Raw genomic sequence first — 16,219 nt, forward strand, 5'->3', positions numbered from 1 at the left:
AAACCTTAAAATTTTTATGCTTTCTATAGTATAAAAAACTACCTCACCTAAAAATAGGTGAGGTAGTTTTTTTACCTAAAATCTCTCGTTTCTTCCATATAATCACTTAACAGTCGATACCCAATTAACGAAGCAATAACTAAGAAAATCCCACATAACGTTTTATTTTTCATATTCGTAAGCCTCCCCATAAGTTTTAAATCATATTAGGCTGTGAACATCTTAAAATGGACGAAATTTTCCTTTTTTAAGCACTAGCTTAGGTCCACCTATAAGGTATAGAGAACGATTATCTACTACTTTCTTCATCGCAGCTGCTGCTTTTCCTTTAAGTTTATTGTCATTAAACACATTTGCGATTCCATCTGAATGACCAAGTGATGCAACTGTTCCTTTACTCTTAAAGACAAAATCAGTTAATGGCTCATTGTTTAATAAAGCAACCAAGTTTGCAGCTACCACATCCGCTTCTTGCATAGCTAATTGTGCAGTTGGCGGATACGGACGATCTGCGTTATGATCCCAAACCCAAGAACAGTCACCTATAACAAAAATATTCTCCTCACCAGACATACGTAAGTCACTATCTACATTTACTTTTCCTTTCGTAAGTTCAAAGCCGGATTTTCCTAGCACAGAACTTCCTTTTACGCCGCCTGTCCAAATAATTGTACCAGCCTTAATCAGTTCATTGTCTTCCCCTACAATGAACCCTTCTTCTGTACATTCTGAAATTGGCGCGCCAATTTTAATTTCTACGCCACGATTTTCTAATGATTTCTTCGCATATTCAACCAACTCTTTATCAAACATTGGTAAAATAGATGGAGCTGCTTCTACATTAATAATTCTTACTTTATTACGATCAATATCGTATTTTTTACATAATTGTGGAACACGTTCTGCAAGTTCCCCAACTAATTCTATTCCTGTAAAGCCAGCACCACCAACTAAAATATTCAAGCTATGTTCATCAACAGTTTCACCTGAATTATATTTTGCAAATTGATATTCTATGTGTTCACTAATTACACGACTGGAATCAATATCTTCAATAGCAAACGCGTGTTCCGCCATGCCTTTAATTCCAAAATCATTTGATTCAAATCCAAGAGCAACAACAAGATAATCATAATCCAATTCACTGTTTTCTAAAATGACACGTTGGTTATCCTTATCGATTTTTGTTACAGCATCAACGACAAGCTTTACTTTATTTGGATTAATAACATCACTAATTATAACGCGAGCTTGATTTGGATTAATCGTTCCTGCAGCAACCTCATGTAACCAAGTAGATTCATAATGATAATTATGTTTGTTAACTAATACTATTTCTGCTTGTTCAGGAGACAATTTTTGCATAAGGCGTTTTGTTGTTGTTAGCCCTGCATAACCCGCCCCCAACACCACTATTTTGGGTTTATTTAGACTCATAAAAACTTCCACCTTCCTATAAACTTACTTCTATATTGTAGGAAAAAGCGCTCCTCTTATAAAATATAATAAAATGACATCAACACGCTTATCCTTCATTTACAATATAATTATCATAACAAATATTTCATATTTAAGCCATTCACAAGAAGATTCTTTTCTCCCTCCTTTTTACATATTGACCTTTTAAAAAATACTGACAAGCTTGATTCGTTGCTGTTATTTATTCACTCTATTCATCCATTTCCTACTCCATCTCCATTTAAACTTATTTTTTAAACGCTTTCAACATTTTGTGTTATAATTTCATAATAACGTATATTATGAAAAAACGGAACAAGGTGGGGATTTTTATGGAACAAACGGAAGTCCGTGTAATTAATCATAAAGGGGAAGATGTAGCACCGAACGGGAAAGAAATTGGAGATATTATCGTCAAAGGAAATGGTGCCTTACAGCATGCTGCACACCAGCAAACACTTGAAGATGGTTGGATTCTCACAGGTGATAGAGGGACAGTAGATGAAAATGGGCGTATTCATGTACAAGAAGCAAGAAAAGATATTCCTCATTCCACAGGTGCTATATCTACAGCCTACTTAGAGCAAACTTTACAGCAACATCCATCCATACAGGAAGTAGCGGTTGTTCCTATACCGCATAAAGAAAAAGGGGAAATTGCACACGCTTTTGTCGTTTTAAACGAAAATGAAAACACCATATCTGAAGATAGCCTCCTTTCTTTTTGCAAGCAACATTCTGAAGATTCCTATATTGTCCACATATCCATTGTTGAAGAATTGCCAAAAACAGCTAGTGGAAAAATTTTAAAAACAGAGTTAAGAAACAGACTTTAGATTATTAATAGCAGTATTTCATTGAAATAAAATAAGCAAATGACATAAAATCTAAAAACTATATTGACAAATGCTAGATAAATTGGGATAATACAAAGGATAAATTGATACGGTTACCTTTAATTCAGTCCCGTGAGGCTGCCAAGGTGAAACAGATAGAAATCTGTTGATAAAAGAAATAAGCTTGTTTTTCTTTTATAAAGCACCCTGCATGCACAAACACGGCAGGGTGCTTTTCTTATGCAGCACGGTAGCCGTTAAATTAATAGGAGGAATACAACGTGACACAACATAAAGAAATACAAGTAGATGAGCGCTTGCCTTTGTTAACGAGTTTACCACTTAGTATCCAGCATTTATTCGCCATGTTTGGCTCAACGGTACTTGTTCCCATTTTATTTGGGGTCAATCCAGCAACGATATTAATGATGAATGGTGTTGGTACATTAATTTACTTATTAATTACAAAAGGGAAAATTCCTGCCTATTTAGGCTCTAGCTTTGCATTTATTTCACCTGTTACAGCAGTTCTTACAGATTATGCTGGTGGAGAGGGTTACAGCTATGTATTAGGTGGTTTTTTAGCTGTCGGTGTTGTCCTATGCATCGTCGCCTTTATCGTTAAACTTGCTGGCACAAGCTGGATTGACATCATTTTCCCACCTGCTGCTATGGGAGCTATCGTTTCGGTTATTGGATTAGAACTTGTACCTACTGCTGCTGAAATGGCTGGGTGGATCGCACCAGTTGGAGCAGATGCATCATGGACCATTAACTCAGACACAGCTATCGTCGCTTTACTCACTTTATTAATCACAATTATTTGTTGGGTAACGTTAAGGGGTTTTTTGAAAATCATCCCTATTTTAATTGGAATTATTTCAGGGTATATCATCGCCTATTTTTTTGGATTAGTAGATCTTTCAGCAGTTCGTGAAGCAAGCTGGTTTTCCATGCCAGAATTTTATCAAATGAAATTTGATTGGGGAGCTGTTTTAACCATCTTACCAGCAGCCATTGTGCTTGTACCTGAACATATCGGTCATCTATTTGTAACAGGGAATATTGTTAAAAAAGATCTTGCCAAAAACCCTGGTCTTGACCGTTCACTAGCAGGTAATGGCATATCGACCATTATTTCTAGCTTTTTTGGCTCTACACCTAACACAACATACGGTGAAAATATCGGCGTATTAGCAATCACGAAAGTGTACTCTACATGGATCATTGGTATGGCAGCAGTTCTTGCTATTATATTGTCGTTTGTAGGAAAGCTTGCAGCACTGATTTCTTCTATTCCTACCGCTGTTATGGGAGGGATATCTTTATTACTGTTCGGTATTATTGCAGCAAGTGGACTACGCATGCTAGTAGAAGCAAACGTAGATTATAACCGTTCGCAAAATTTAATCCTATCAAGCGTTGTATTAGTAATTGGGGTAAGTGGTACGACTGTGCAGATTGGCTCCGTTGCCTTATCAGGTATGGGTTTAGCAACAATTGTCGCTATCCTCCTTAGCATCTTCTTTAAAATATTGGATATACTAAAATTGTCAAATGAAGGTTAAGACTTCCCCTATTGAATTGTAACATAAACAATCCGAACGAAATGGACCATATGGTGGACAAAACAAGTTCGGATTGTTTATTTAATGACTTACATCGTTAAAAAATGGAAATTGAAAATCAATGAGAAGGACAAAATAGCCAAAGATCAGCGATGTCAATTTTTTCCCTTACATGTTCATCTTTTACATGCTCATCTTTTTCCAAAGTATAACAAGCCTACCAGAGCACCAATTACACACATAATAATTGCAAAAATAAGGAATGGTATTGCTCCAAATTGGTAAATCAGCGGTACAGAAAGAGCTGTTACGAGACCTCCGCCAAGAAATGGTTCATATACAAGTTGCTTATAACCGAAACCTTCAAAAGCAGGTGTTTCACTTCTAGGGTCTACAATTCTCATCAATAATAGACCTGTTGCCGTAATTCCCATCGATTGCCCAAAATCACCAATTCCACGTTCGAACCAATAAGAGGGAATCATTCTTGGTGCTAAAATTAAAAATCCCAACACATTCCATACTATCCCTGTAATTGCTAGTAACAGAAACGGAACAATATAATCCCCTATTACATCAATGGATACTGTACCTATAGCCGTTAAAATTAGTAAATCTAACGCAAACCCTTGAATTCGATTAATCATATTTCTATCTACAATTTGTGCGTTATCTATTTTATTAAAAAATTTCTGGACAAATATCCCGCCAATCATGGCAAGTGGAAATAATGGGATATAAGTCATAAACGTAGAGTCTGTAAACGGTGTAATAATAACCGACTCTAGCCATATGAGAGCTTGTAAAAGGAGGTACCCGACTAATACGGCTAAGCCAACCAACGCAAAATGTAACGACAATGGTTCAATAGACTCTGGTCGTACAGTCATTTTAGCAGCCGGATCACGATTTTCAAATTCCATAATTCCTTGCTTTCGTAAATCTGAAAAACCTTGTACATTTTTTATTACATGTGTTTTTTCTTTTCGTACCGCCCAGTTAATTAAAATAATGCCGACAATTACACCTGATAATATCCCAATTGTAGCAAGACCTACTGCCAAATCATATCCTTGTGCAAAGCCAATTTCTTCAAATGTTCCAGCTAAACCAGCAGCTGTCCCATGTCCTCCTTCAAATGCTACCTCAATAAGGGCACCAGTTAGCGGCGGCAGACCGAATACGGGACTCAATACAAGTATAGCTAACAGAATTCCTATCACATACTGACCCCAGCCAATTGTCCAGCCAAAAGCTAATTGTGGTCCACCATAGTCCCATACCTTTCGTAATCCTGGAATAGAAGTTCCAAGAAACAGTGAAGCAAAAACGACGTTAATGAATAACCCCGGTAAATCACTCCAGACTGCTGTCACTTGCTCCGGAAAAATCCCATTCACCCAAAAAGAGTCTTCTGCTACAAAAAGATGTAGTATTTTCCCAAGCACTTGCGGTCCAAGCATTAAAGCTATAAAACCTCCAATTATGGATGCTGGTAAAAATAAATTCTGCAACCAAGCAACCCTTACTCGCACCCATTTTCCTAAGAGCAAAAAAGCGGCCACATATAAAAAAGCAAATCCAACTTGGCTTGCTGTCATTTTGAAAACCCCCTTCTTTATTATTGGTGCTATTGCTTTTCCCCAGATGATGGTTTTCAAAACTTTTACCTTATGAATCTGACTAAAACCCTAGACATTTCTCAAATTAGTTGTTGCCATAGCTTTTCCTCCATAGAAAGACGAAGGGTTTCTTCATAAGGATTTGACGAAAGCCTCCGTTTATAAAACTAAAGCGCAAACTAGTACTTTATCATACGCTTGCTATAATGTGTAAAATACGATCCTCTATCTCTTTACCTTCGTCTTCATCTACTAAATGATTTAATAACAGAGAGAAGATGATATTATCCTTTTTAGTGTGCATATATCCGGAAAGCGTACTTACACCATAAATGGTCCCTGTTTTAGCCTTGACATCAAGCTTTTCCATACGCCCTTGTAGTGTACCGAGCATACATGGTTCTTGTGCAACAGTATGTGGTAACGCATGTAAATATGTATTAAACCAGTCTATTTTTTGAATTTTGTATAGTAGCTTGGTTACTTCGTTCGCAGGTATCATGTTTATATGTGATATACCTGAACCGTCTCGAATAACCATTGTTTCCAAATTCATTCCTATGCCGTCCATTTCCCGTTCTAAAACTTGCAACCCTTTTTCCCAGCTGCCCTCTCCGTAAACTTGTCTACCCATTTCCTTTACAAGTATTTCCGCAATGGTATTATTGCTATTTTTCATAAATGGAAGCATTAGTTTCTTTAAAGCGGGAGAATGGTGCTTATATAATAATGTTGAACTATCCGGGGCTTGCCCACGACACATCCCCCCCTCTATGAACACTCCTTGCTTTTTTAACGCTGCTTGAAAAATATGTAGCGCGTAATCAGTTGGCTCCCAAACGGCTAGCCATTCTTCCACCCCCTCCCCACCTTCTGGAATTTCTCCTGATAAATAAATCGTATTTCCGTTCCTCTCTCTTATCATGGTAACATCTTCTTCTCCCCCTTTTTTCCCTGTCCTTATCGTATTGAACACATCTATATAGGCTGTTTTTGGTGATACAGATATCTTAGCATCATCTCTATATTTTTCAGGCAATATTTTCACATAAACACTTCCTGCATCGTACCGATGATCTGGTGAAACAGTTAATGCAGAGATGGAAGATGCATAATGAAAAGTCTCATCATTCCAAATTACATCCTGCGACAAGCGAACAGCATCATACCACGTATCATCACCAATTATACTTCCTGCAATAAAATGTATTCCTAATGCATGCAATTGTTGAGCAAATCGTTGATACGTTTCTGGCAGTAACGTTGGATCCCCTTTACCAACTACATATAAATTCCCCTTTAGTTTTCCTCCTTCTATCACTCCGTCTGTACGTAACTCCGTACTAAAACAGTACTTCTCCCCTAACACGTTCAAGCTAGCCGCAGCTGTTAGTAGTTTCATATTGGAGGCTGGAAGAAATCGCGTATCTCCCATATGCTCATAAATCATTTTCCCGGTATTTGCATCCCTTATACTTATACCTATCAGTGCCCCTTGTAATCTTGACTCATTCTTTATATATGCTTCTATACTTTCTTTCACCAGACATTTCCCCTCTTATCTTCATTTATTATCGCATGCTTGTAAATTTGTATATAACTATTTCCATATGGTGAAGGGCAATCCTTTTTTTCATGTTAAATTTATCACTGCTTACTGAAATAATTTTTAAAATATAGATTGCACTTCATTTTTAACAAAACGTTGATGATTGGAATTAAATACCACTAGTAACATGGGGCAAAACTGCTTATAATAAGAACAAATGTTCTTTTAAGGTGTAGAATCTTTTTCATTACATTGATAGGCTTTCACCATAAAGCTGTAGCAATAACCCCAAGTTTTTCTAATGAGGATGATGTTTGATGGATTATTCCGTTTATCCCCGTAACGATGTTTTATGCATCGATATGCGTTCTTTCTACGCCAGTGTAGAAGCGGTTAAATTAGGGCTTGATCCAATGGAAACTTTATTAGCTGTTGTAGGCGATCCCAACCGTTTAGGTAGTATTGTACTTGCTGCTTCTCCTGCACTCAAAAAGAAATATGGAATGAGTAATGTCAGCCGTTATTTTGAACTACCAAAGGATCCAGATCTACATATTGTTCCAGCACATATGGCAGACTATTTAGAAGTGTCCACAGAAATAACTAAATTACTTTATCAATATGTTCCAAAAGAGGCGATCCATCCCTATTCTGTTGATGAAGTATGGGTTACTGTTAACGGATTGCAAAGGCGATTTGGAAATCGTCTAATTATAGCGCAACGGATTAAACATGATATTCTAGAATGTTTTGGCATTACATGCTCCATTGGTATTGGAGATAATAAGTTTCTTGCTAAAGTCGTGATGGATATTCATGCAAAGAAACAAGGCATTGCCGAATGTACATATGAGGATGTACAACAAAAACTGTGGCCCGCTTCAGTGGAGGCGATTTGGGGAATTGGAAGCAGAATGAAGAAAAATCTCGAACGAATGGGCATTATAACATTAGGACAACTCGCGCGTTTTGACTTACAACGACTACGAAAACGTTTCGGGGTTATGGGAGAGCAATTATACTGGCATGCATGGGGGATTGATTTGAGTCCCGTCATCGGCAATTTTGTGAAAACAAAGCAAAAGGGGTTTGGCCATGGTATTGCATTACTACGCGATTACGCAAAAGAAGAAGTTCATGTCTGTATACTGGACCTTTGCGAAGAAGTATGCCGCAGAGCAAGAACCGTTCAGATGGCAGGAAAAACCATTCAACTTGGAATTAGTTATTCAAAAGAAACAGGGGGCGGCTTTTCTCGTTCTACTTCTATTTCTATACCAACTAACGCCACAATGGATATGTATCATGTTTGTATGGGGTTGTTTTTTCGTTTTTACGATGGTAGGAGTAGTATTCGTCGAGTATATGTGACTTTAACCAATTTATATACGAAACAAGATACACAACTGAGCCTATTTGAAAATCGTACGAAAAAAGAGGATATTGGCTATACAATGGATGCGATCCGAACAAAATATGGACCTACCTCCATTCTCCGTGCCATTAGCTATACAGATGCAGGCATTACAATCGAAAGGAGCAAAAAAATTGGTGGGCACTATGCTTAATGGAGAAATAAAAATGAGTGACAACATGAGCTAAGTGACCTCAATAGGAATTTGCATATACTTTTCAGTAATGCAAAACCACCAGTTCATTACGACACTGGTGGTTTTCTCTGCAACTAAGCCTTTTCTAATGATTTCATAAGATTTCAAACATCTGATGAGTTAGGTAAGAAAAAAGACGCCCCAAATTCTTCCTATCGCGTGAAAATATCGCTGATTAACTGCACATCTTCTGCGGTAAGTGCAATCGTAGCAGCACGTTTGTTACTAACTACTTGTTCTGGCCGCTTGGCACCTGGAATAAGGACATCTACAGAAGGACGGGTGAGATACCATGCTAAAACAATATGGGCAATTTCTTCGTTATATTTCTCGGCAATTGGTTTTAATTTCGCCACTTTCTCAAGGTTTTCATGAAATGTATCACCTTGGAAATTCGGATTTTCAGCTCGTAAATCTGTAAATGTTTGATCTTTAGTATATTTTCCAGCAAGCAAGCCAGATTCCAGTGGAAAATAAGGAATAAATGTAATGTTTTCTTTTTCAGTATAAGTGAAAAAACTACCTTCTGCCTCACGTTTTAGTAAATTGTATTCGCCTTGTACCACATCTACATAACCATCTTTATTCGCTTCTTTCAATTGTTCCAATGTGAAATTAGATACACCTATGGAACGAATTTTCCCTTCATCTTTTAATTCTTTCAACGCTCCCACTGCCTCATCTTTTGGTGTATCTTGATCTGGGAAATGAATATAATATAAATCAATATAATCTGTTTGCAAGCGGCGAAGACTATCTTCGACGGACTGCTTCAAAAAAGTTGGTGAATTATCCATGACCACTTCATTACCAACAAATTTATGCGCTCCTTTTGTTGCCAGCACGATATCTTCCCGGTTATATTCTTTCATCACTTCACCAGTTAACTCTTCAGAGCGTTCGGGTCCATAAATATATGCCGTATCCAACATATTAATCCCTTGATTTAAGGCTGTACGCACAACATTCTTTCCTTGTTCCTCATCAAGCATATTTGGATACAAATTATGCCCGCCGACAGCATTGGTACCTAACCCAATTGGATAAACAACGATATCTGATTTTCCTAATGTAACTGTAGTCATAAGTAAAAACATCTCCTTTTCATATGATTTGCTTTACTATCTTTAATTTACCATAAACAAATGCTCTAAACATCCCAACGCAAAATCACTCAAACGCTAGGTTTTTTCCTACATCATGCTCTGTTGCTTTAAAAAACTTCAATTAGAAGGCTGATTCTCCTACCAAATTTCTGAAAAAAAGAGTATGTAAACCCTTATCTCCAAATACAACAATATTACTCTTATCGTAAAAAACCTTTCATATAAAACGTTGTCCTATTATACAATAAATAAGTGAACCTGTTTCACTTATACTATGTATAGAATTTAGAGTTTCAAGTAATAGCATTCGCCACAAAAACCGGCGATCGGCCAAATACGAAAAGGAGATGATACGATGCTGCATATTCTCGTAGTCGGTGGGGATAAAAGATATATACATGTTATCGAAACATTAGCTAAATTAGAAAACAACTTATATTTAATTGGATTTGATACAGTTTCATTTGATAAATCTAATGTGAAGCATGCCAAATTAGAGCATATGGATCTTTCTATTATCGATGCGATTATTTTACCTATTGCAGGGACAGATGAAAGGGGCCAAGTTGAAATCATGTATGCAAATGGACACTTTTATCTTACAGAACAAATACTTTCCTCTACTCCTGATCATTGCACCATTTATACAGGAACTGCAAATGATTACTTACAGGAAATGTGTAAAGCAGCACAACGAAGCTTAATACGATTATTTGATCGAGACGACGTTGCGATTTATAATTCTATCCCAACAGCAGAGGGGGCATTAAAAATTGCGATAGAAGAAACGGAGGAAACGATTCATAACGCAAATGTATGTGTGCTTGGATTTGGCAGAGTGGGGAAAACAGTAGCACGACTTTTTCATGCAGTCGGTGCTAACGTATATGTAGTAGCTAGAAACCATGCAGATTTAGCTAGGGTTACAGAAATGGGGTTAACTCCTATAAAACCTAATCGACTACATAAGCTACTAGCTGATATGGCTATCTGTATCAATACAATCCCTTCCTTAACTATCGATGATGAACATTTAAGCAAGATGTCGATTTCTACCGTAATTATTGACCTGGCTTCAAAACCTGGTGGCGTAGACTTCGTAGCTGCACAAAAACGGGGGATAAAAACTGTGCACGCGCTCGGTTTACCAGGCAAAACAGCACCTAAGTCAGCTGGTAGAATAATAGCTAATATATTAATGGAAAGTTTAAAAAGCGAACAGAAACACCAGTAGAAAAACTTGGCTTTTCGTCCATTCTTATAGCAAAAAGCTGTCATTTTGCTTATGAACTATATACTTTCCTATAATGTAAAAAAAATCACAAATTGCTAAGTTATAGAAACGTACTTTCCTGCAACATAATGAACAACTATTCGGAATCATTCAAAAAGCGAAGCCCCAATGCTGCATTACTGTTTCTCGTAAAGTGTATGCTCGCTTTCATTTCCTAAACATCTAGAGAGTCTCTCTTTGCGTGATTTTCAAAAGCGATGATGGCTCGCTCAAAATGAGCCATCATCCATGCTATAACTTTGACTTATCCAGTATATACTGCAACTTCTTAAAGCGAGCGAACTTAAAGGAAAAAGCTCTATTTAATTAAAAATTTTGTTCTGCTAGAGCCGTCTTTGGACTTCGTTACTTCAAGCACAGCTGGAAAAATTGCTTTTAATTCTTGCACATGAGAAATAATGCCAATCATTCTTCCTGACTGCTGCAAATCGACTAACGTATCAATTGCTTTATTCAATGCCTCTTCATCAAGCGTACCAAAACCTTCATCAATAAACATCGTATCAATGGAAATAGCACCTTGAAAGCTTTGAATCACATCAGACATTCCGAGCGCTAAGCTAAGGGAAGCGTTAAACTTCTCTCCTCCTGATAAAGTTTTTACATCTCTCGTTTGGCCTGTGTAAGCATCATATACATCAAGAGCGAGACCACTTTGTCTCCCGTATGATTCTTGACGATCACTACGAATAAAGGCATATTGCCCATTTGACAGTTCTTTTAACCGCTCATTTCCTGCAGCAATAATTTGTTCTAAGTATTCAATCTGCAAATAACGTTCAAACGAGACTTTTCGATGATTTTGACCTCGAATCATATCATATAAATCAGCTACTCTTTGCAACTGACGTTCATAATTTGTTACTTTTTCCATTACTTTTTGTACCGATTGCTTTAACCCTTTTGCCTCTTGTTCATACTGCTTGGATTCATTCCATCTACTGAAAGCTAATTCGTACGTCTCTTTTAAACGATGTAAATCCTGTTGCATAACAGTTACATCAAACTTCTCCTTACCTACTAACATAGCATCTAATTCTTGAACCTGTTCACGTAAAGAAGATATAGACTGATAGTATTGTTCTAAATCTTGTTTCAATGCTACCCGTTCAGATTCAGGCAATTTTGCTTTTTGATAAGTGGCTTCAGAGGAAAAACCTTCCTTTTCTAAAGCTTGTAAAAATTGGTCGACAGAACTCTCTCTCTTTTTAACCGTTTCATCCAGCTGCTTCATGGCTTGCGTGAGCTCTGATTGAACTTTCGTTTGTTCCTGTTTCCATTTCTGTTGCTCTTTTTGTATAGCTTCCCATGCACTTTTTAGTTGCTCTAAATGAGTGGCTGTTTTAGCAATTTGCTCTTTCAAGTCTGCAAGTACACGCATGCTCTCTGGTACAGACTGTATCCTTTCCTGATAAGCTGCCTGCTTTTGTGCTAATGTTAACTTTAATTGTTGCTCCAATTGCTGTTCCTCTTTTTGCTTTGCTTCCAATGCTTTATATTCGGATTGAAGTTTTTCAAGCGCAAGCTTCTTTTCTCCACGTTGATGACGTGCTTGTCTTAGCCTTTCTACCTCAGCATTTAGCTTTTTACCAACTGTTGCAAGTTGCTCCTCTTTTTGTTTTACATTTGTGCTAGCTATATGCTGCTTTTCTAATTCAGTTGCTTTTACGCGAACATTTTCTTGATTCGCTTTTAACTTACCACGTACATCTCGATATGCTGTGTCGACTCTCTCAAATTCTCTTCTCGCTTTTTCTAATTGCTCTTTCGTCACTTTCTCCCATTGTTGTGTAGCTTTACTCGGGTGGTCTAGACTTCCACAAACCGGACATGCCTTCCCTTCATGCAAATGGGCAGCTAAATAAACGGCTTGGTTACCCATCCATGTTTGTTCAAGTTTGTTATAATGCCCTTTCATTTGAATAGCTATTTTTTCTTTTTGCTTCGCTTCGGTTTTCAACAAAATTTGCTGTTCCATTAGTTTACGATATTCATGTACTAACCTAAATTGCTCACGCATCGTATTTAATTCTTCCTGCTTATCAGGAAGCTTCTCTACAAACTGGTCAAGCTCATGCATATGCTTTTCCATTTGATCTATTTGGTCCTTTTTCTTCCCCAAAAGTTGTTCTGTAGCATAAAGGGTATCAGCTGCCTGCTTTGTTTGATTTTTTATCGCCATTAACTGCCGTTTCATTTCATCAATTTGTTCCACAATAGGTAAATAATTATTTAATCTATCTAGCTTTTTCCGAACCTCTTCTCGCTCAGGCTCCCGTTTTTCTTCAGCCTCTAATTGTTTGTTTACATTACTTAATTGTTCATCGACACGCTGCTTGTGATGCTTTCCATTTTCTAGTTGTCGTTTTTTTCTTTCTTCCTCTTTTAGCCAATCATTTCTCTGTTGCTCCAAGAGAACAATTCCTTGTGCAAATTCCGCTTGCGTAAGTTTTTGCTTTTTTTGTTGATATTCCGCTTCTCGTTGTTCAAGGTCTTTTAAACGAGCTTGCTTTTGCTGTAGTTCTGCAAACCGTTCATTTATAGCCTTTGCCTCATAAAATTCCTGTTGTTTTTTATCATGGGCAAGATATGCTTGCTCATATTTCTGTTTATCTGTTGCTATTTTCCATTGATAATAACGACATTCCTCTTCAAGACCGCGCAAAACTTGATGCATGTTATAGCTTTCTTGCTCTAACGTTTGGAAAAGTACGGCGTCCTCTCGTATTGGTAAGGAAGTATGAATTTGCATTATATATTGTTTTTGTTCCTGCTCTGCTTGCATAAATGCTTCTTCTGCTGCTGATTTTTTTCGCCTGAATCGCTCTGCAATGGCTTGGTAGGTCTCCGTTTTAAACAATCGTCGCAAAATTTCTTCCTTATTTTCCGTTTGCGACGTTAACAATTTACGAAATTCACCTTGTGGAAGCATAACAATTTGTTTAAACTGATCTTGCGTGAGGCCAATTAGCTGTTCTATTTTTTTATCAATTTCAGAAACAATCTGTCTATCTACACAAGGTATTTCACCGTCATTCGTGACTTCAAAAAACTCATATCGTTCTCCGGTTTTCGTTTTATTCCCTTTTTTCACATGTCCCAATTGACGTAAAACGCGATACTGATCTCCTTTTAATTCAAACAAAAGTTCAACAGCTGTATGAACATCATCTTCAGCAAAATCACTTCGAAGCATCGTATTATTTTCTCTATCTTGGCCACTGGCAGCGCCATATAACGCAAAACAAATCGCGTCAAAAATGGTAGTCTTTCCCGCTCCTGTATTACCACCAATTACAAACAAACGATGATTCCCGAGTTCATCAAAATGAATAACTTCCTTATCCTTGTATGGACCAAATGCAGTCATGGTTAATTTTATCGGTCTCAATTGTATTCACCCTTCCCAAACCGTTCAGCTTTTTATTTCTTCTATCTTATTGAAGTGTATGAGTGGCATCTTTTGTCTCATCTTGTTCTGTTAAAAGATCATGTAAGGTTTCTTGAAACAATTTTACGGTCTCCTCGTCTGGAGCCTCTCCTTTCACTTCTTTATAAAAAGCTTCAAACAGTTCCATATCTGACATTTTTGTTCGTTCTACCATTTTTTCCTTCTCAGAAGCATCAGGCGTTATGAAAAACGTTTTCCTCTCAACGTGCATTGCATTTGGATACACAGAGCGGAGTTTTTCCATCGGTGATAAGACAGGAGTTTCATCTGTCAGTTTAATAAATACATAGTCTTCATTCATTGGTTGCTGTAAAAGATCATCTAATGCGCCTTCCACTGTTCGCATTTCTCTTTTCGGTAGGAGTAGCTTTTTTTCAATTTCTACTTCACCTTTCCCATCTACATTCACAATAAAAAAACCTTTGCGATGATTTTCTTCAGAGATCGAATATTTTAAAGGAGAACCTGCATAACGAATCTCTTTTCTTTTGACATAATGCGCTTGATGAAGGTGACCTAAGGCAGTATAGTGAAAGCTATGAAACAAATCAGCTTCTACGTATTCAGATCCCCCTATAGACAACGGCCTTTCTGATTCACTAGTATTCGCCTCGCCTTCCCCATAAGGGGTCACAAAAGCATGTCCTACAAATACATGTCTGGCATTTGGATCCATGGATGCTTCTATATGTTGAATAATTATTTTCATGGCATCATTGTGCGTCCGAACGGTATCATTACCAAAAACATGACGTACAATGCTTGGATCACAGTAGGGAATGAGGTAGACATGGACTTCTCCATACGCATCATGTAAGACTACTGGCCTAATTGGTTTTGAAAGGTTCCCTGCAATATGCAAACCATTTTCACGTAATATTTTACTTCCAAAATCAAGCCTACTCGGACTATCATGGTTACCTGCAATTGCAAGAACCGGTATATTTAGCTCTAAGACGATTTTACCTAACGTTTCATCTAATAAATGCACAGCTTCTGTAGGCGGTACTGCTCGATCATATAAATCTCCTGCAATAATAACAGCATCAGGCTGTTCCTCTTCAACAGCTTGAATAAATTTTTCTAAAATATAGCTTTGATCATTGGTCATATATACGCCTTGCACAAGCTTACCAAGATGCCAATCTGCTGTATGAAAAAATTTCATCGTTAAAACTCCTCCCCGTATACAAGCGTATTTTTAACTGAAATACCATCTAGTAATACTTAAGCAATCCGATTTAGAAAATCGCTACGTCTTTTTGACGATAATGTCGCTTTGCTTATACTATAATAGAGGTTTTATATTTTCCTATAGTGCAAAAAATCTTATCCTAGCGTGGCGTTTAGTAACTCGCTCTCACCTAGTTTTCTATAATAAAATACATACCTTAAAACCATTTATGTATCAATGATTTACCTTCCATTTTAGTATAAAGCAAATTATAACATCAAACCAGTTTTCATTTTACAGGATGTTCCTATCTGGATGTAGAATGTCATTCTTATTCTAATAATCCTATTACTTACAAATCGAAGCACGATCTTGCTTTTATGGATGGATGCAAATAACACCCTGTAATAAAGAAAAAAGCCTACTGATTGAAGAGTTATATTCCAGTAAGGCTAGATCCTATTGAAATTTTAAACTTTTAAGTACCACACCATGCTCCTTTTCTAATAGTGCCATTTAAACGATATCATTACAGCGTAACAAGCAACATC

General features: G+C 37.2%; 10 protein-coding genes. 4 read left to right on the plus strand and 6 right to left on the minus strand.

The window, feature by feature from the left end; all coding sequences use genetic code 11:
• Positions 1–222: 222 nt before the first annotated feature.
• Entirely contained in the window at positions 223–1,437 is a 1,215-nt protein-coding gene (locus D9780_RS10115; RefSeq protein WP_121640002.1) for an NAD(P)/FAD-dependent oxidoreductase, read from the minus strand.
• A 353-nt stretch (positions 1,438–1,790) separates the two neighbouring features.
• On the opposite strand from D9780_RS10115, the gene D9780_RS10120 reads away from it, so the two are divergent.
• Both D9780_RS10120 and uraA read left to right on the plus strand, forming a co-directional pair.
• A complete protein-coding gene (locus D9780_RS10120; RefSeq protein ID WP_162985835.1) occupies positions 1,791–2,294 on the plus strand; it encodes an AMP-binding enzyme in 504 nt (167 codons plus the stop codon).
• 281 nt (positions 2,295–2,575) lie between these two features.
• The gene (gene uraA, locus D9780_RS10125) at positions 2,576–3,862 is read left to right on the plus strand and encodes a uracil permease (protein ID WP_116276841.1); all 1,287 of its coding nucleotides are present in this window, start codon (positions 2,576–2,578) and stop codon (positions 3,860–3,862) included.
• A 191-nt stretch (positions 3,863–4,053) separates the two neighbouring features.
• Here the strand turns inward: uraA and D9780_RS10130 are convergent, their stop codons facing one another.
• Together D9780_RS10130 and dacB are read right to left on the minus strand one after the other, a co-directional pair.
• The gene (locus tag D9780_RS10130) at positions 4,054–5,463 is read right to left on the minus strand and encodes a sodium/glutamate symporter (protein WP_121640004.1); all 1,410 of its coding nucleotides are present in this window, start codon (positions 5,461–5,463) and stop codon (positions 4,054–4,056) included.
• Positions 5,464–5,674: 211 nt separating this feature from the next.
• The gene (gene dacB / locus D9780_RS10135) at positions 5,675–7,027 is read right to left on the minus strand and encodes a D-alanyl-D-alanine carboxypeptidase/D-alanyl-D-alanine endopeptidase (protein ID WP_121640005.1); all 1,353 of its coding nucleotides are present in this window, start codon (positions 7,025–7,027) and stop codon (positions 5,675–5,677) included.
• 323 nt (positions 7,028–7,350) lie between these two features.
• Here dacB and D9780_RS10140 point away from each other — a divergent pair, with 323 nt between their 5' ends.
• Positions 7,351–8,601 carry a DNA polymerase IV gene (locus tag D9780_RS10140; protein ID WP_121640006.1) on the plus strand — a complete coding sequence of 417 codons (1,251 nt, stop codon included), beginning with the start codon at positions 7,351–7,353 and terminating at the stop codon, positions 8,599–8,601.
• Positions 8,602–8,795: 194 nt separating this feature from the next.
• Here D9780_RS10140 and D9780_RS10145 read toward each other — a convergent pair whose 3' ends face one another.
• Positions 8,796–9,728 (minus strand): aldo/keto reductase, encoded by a 933-nt coding sequence (locus D9780_RS10145; RefSeq protein WP_121640007.1) that lies wholly within the window; start codon positions 9,726–9,728, stop codon positions 8,796–8,798.
• A 376-nt stretch (positions 9,729–10,104) separates the two neighbouring features.
• On the opposite strand from D9780_RS10145, the gene dpsA reads away from it, so the two are divergent.
• The gene (gene dpsA / locus D9780_RS10150) at positions 10,105–10,983 is read left to right on the plus strand and encodes a dipicolinate synthase subunit DpsA (RefSeq protein ID WP_121640008.1); all 879 of its coding nucleotides are present in this window, start codon (positions 10,105–10,107) and stop codon (positions 10,981–10,983) included.
• 358 nt (positions 10,984–11,341) lie between these two features.
• Here the strand turns inward: dpsA and D9780_RS10155 are convergent, their stop codons facing one another.
• Together D9780_RS10155 and D9780_RS10160 are read right to left on the minus strand one after the other, a co-directional pair.
• Positions 11,342–14,434, minus strand: a complete 3,093-nt coding sequence (locus D9780_RS10155) for an AAA family ATPase (RefSeq protein ID WP_121640009.1) — start codon at positions 14,432–14,434, stop codon at positions 11,342–11,344.
• A 46-nt stretch (positions 14,435–14,480) separates the two neighbouring features.
• Positions 14,481–15,662, minus strand: coding sequence for an exonuclease SbcCD subunit D (locus D9780_RS10160; protein WP_121640010.1), 1,182 nt, complete (start codon positions 15,660–15,662; stop codon positions 14,481–14,483).
• Positions 15,663–16,219: the final 557 nt, after the last annotated feature.

Source organism: Virgibacillus sp. Bac330 (assembly GCF_003667845.1).
GTDB lineage: Bacteria > Bacillota > Bacilli > Bacillales > Amphibacillaceae > Virgibacillus > Virgibacillus chiguensis.

Excerpts from the sequence above, each read along its gene's own strand:
- D9780_RS10115 (WP_121640002.1), bottom strand. The coding sequence starts at position 1,437 with ATGAGTCTAAATAAACCCAAAATAGTGGTGTTGGGGGCGGGTTATGCA.
- D9780_RS10120 (WP_162985835.1), top strand. The coding sequence starts at position 1,791 with ATGGAACAAACGGAAGTCCGTGTAATTAATCATAAAGGGGAAGATGTA.
- D9780_RS10130 (WP_121640004.1), bottom strand. The coding sequence starts at position 5,463 with ATGACAGCAAGCCAAGTTGGATTTGCTTTTTTATATGTGGCCGCTTTT.
- D9780_RS10140 (WP_121640006.1), top strand. The coding sequence starts at position 7,351 with ATGGATTATTCCGTTTATCCCCGTAACGATGTTTTATGCATCGATATG.
- D9780_RS10145 (WP_121640007.1), bottom strand. The coding sequence starts at position 9,728 with ATGACTACAGTTACATTAGGAAAATCAGATATCGTTGTTTATCCAATT.
- dpsA (WP_121640008.1), top strand. The coding sequence starts at position 10,105 with ATGCTGCATATTCTCGTAGTCGGTGGGGATAAAAGATATATACATGTT.
- D9780_RS10160 (WP_121640010.1), bottom strand. The coding sequence starts at position 15,662 with ATGAAATTTTTTCATACAGCAGATTGGCATCTTGGTAAGCTTGTGCAA.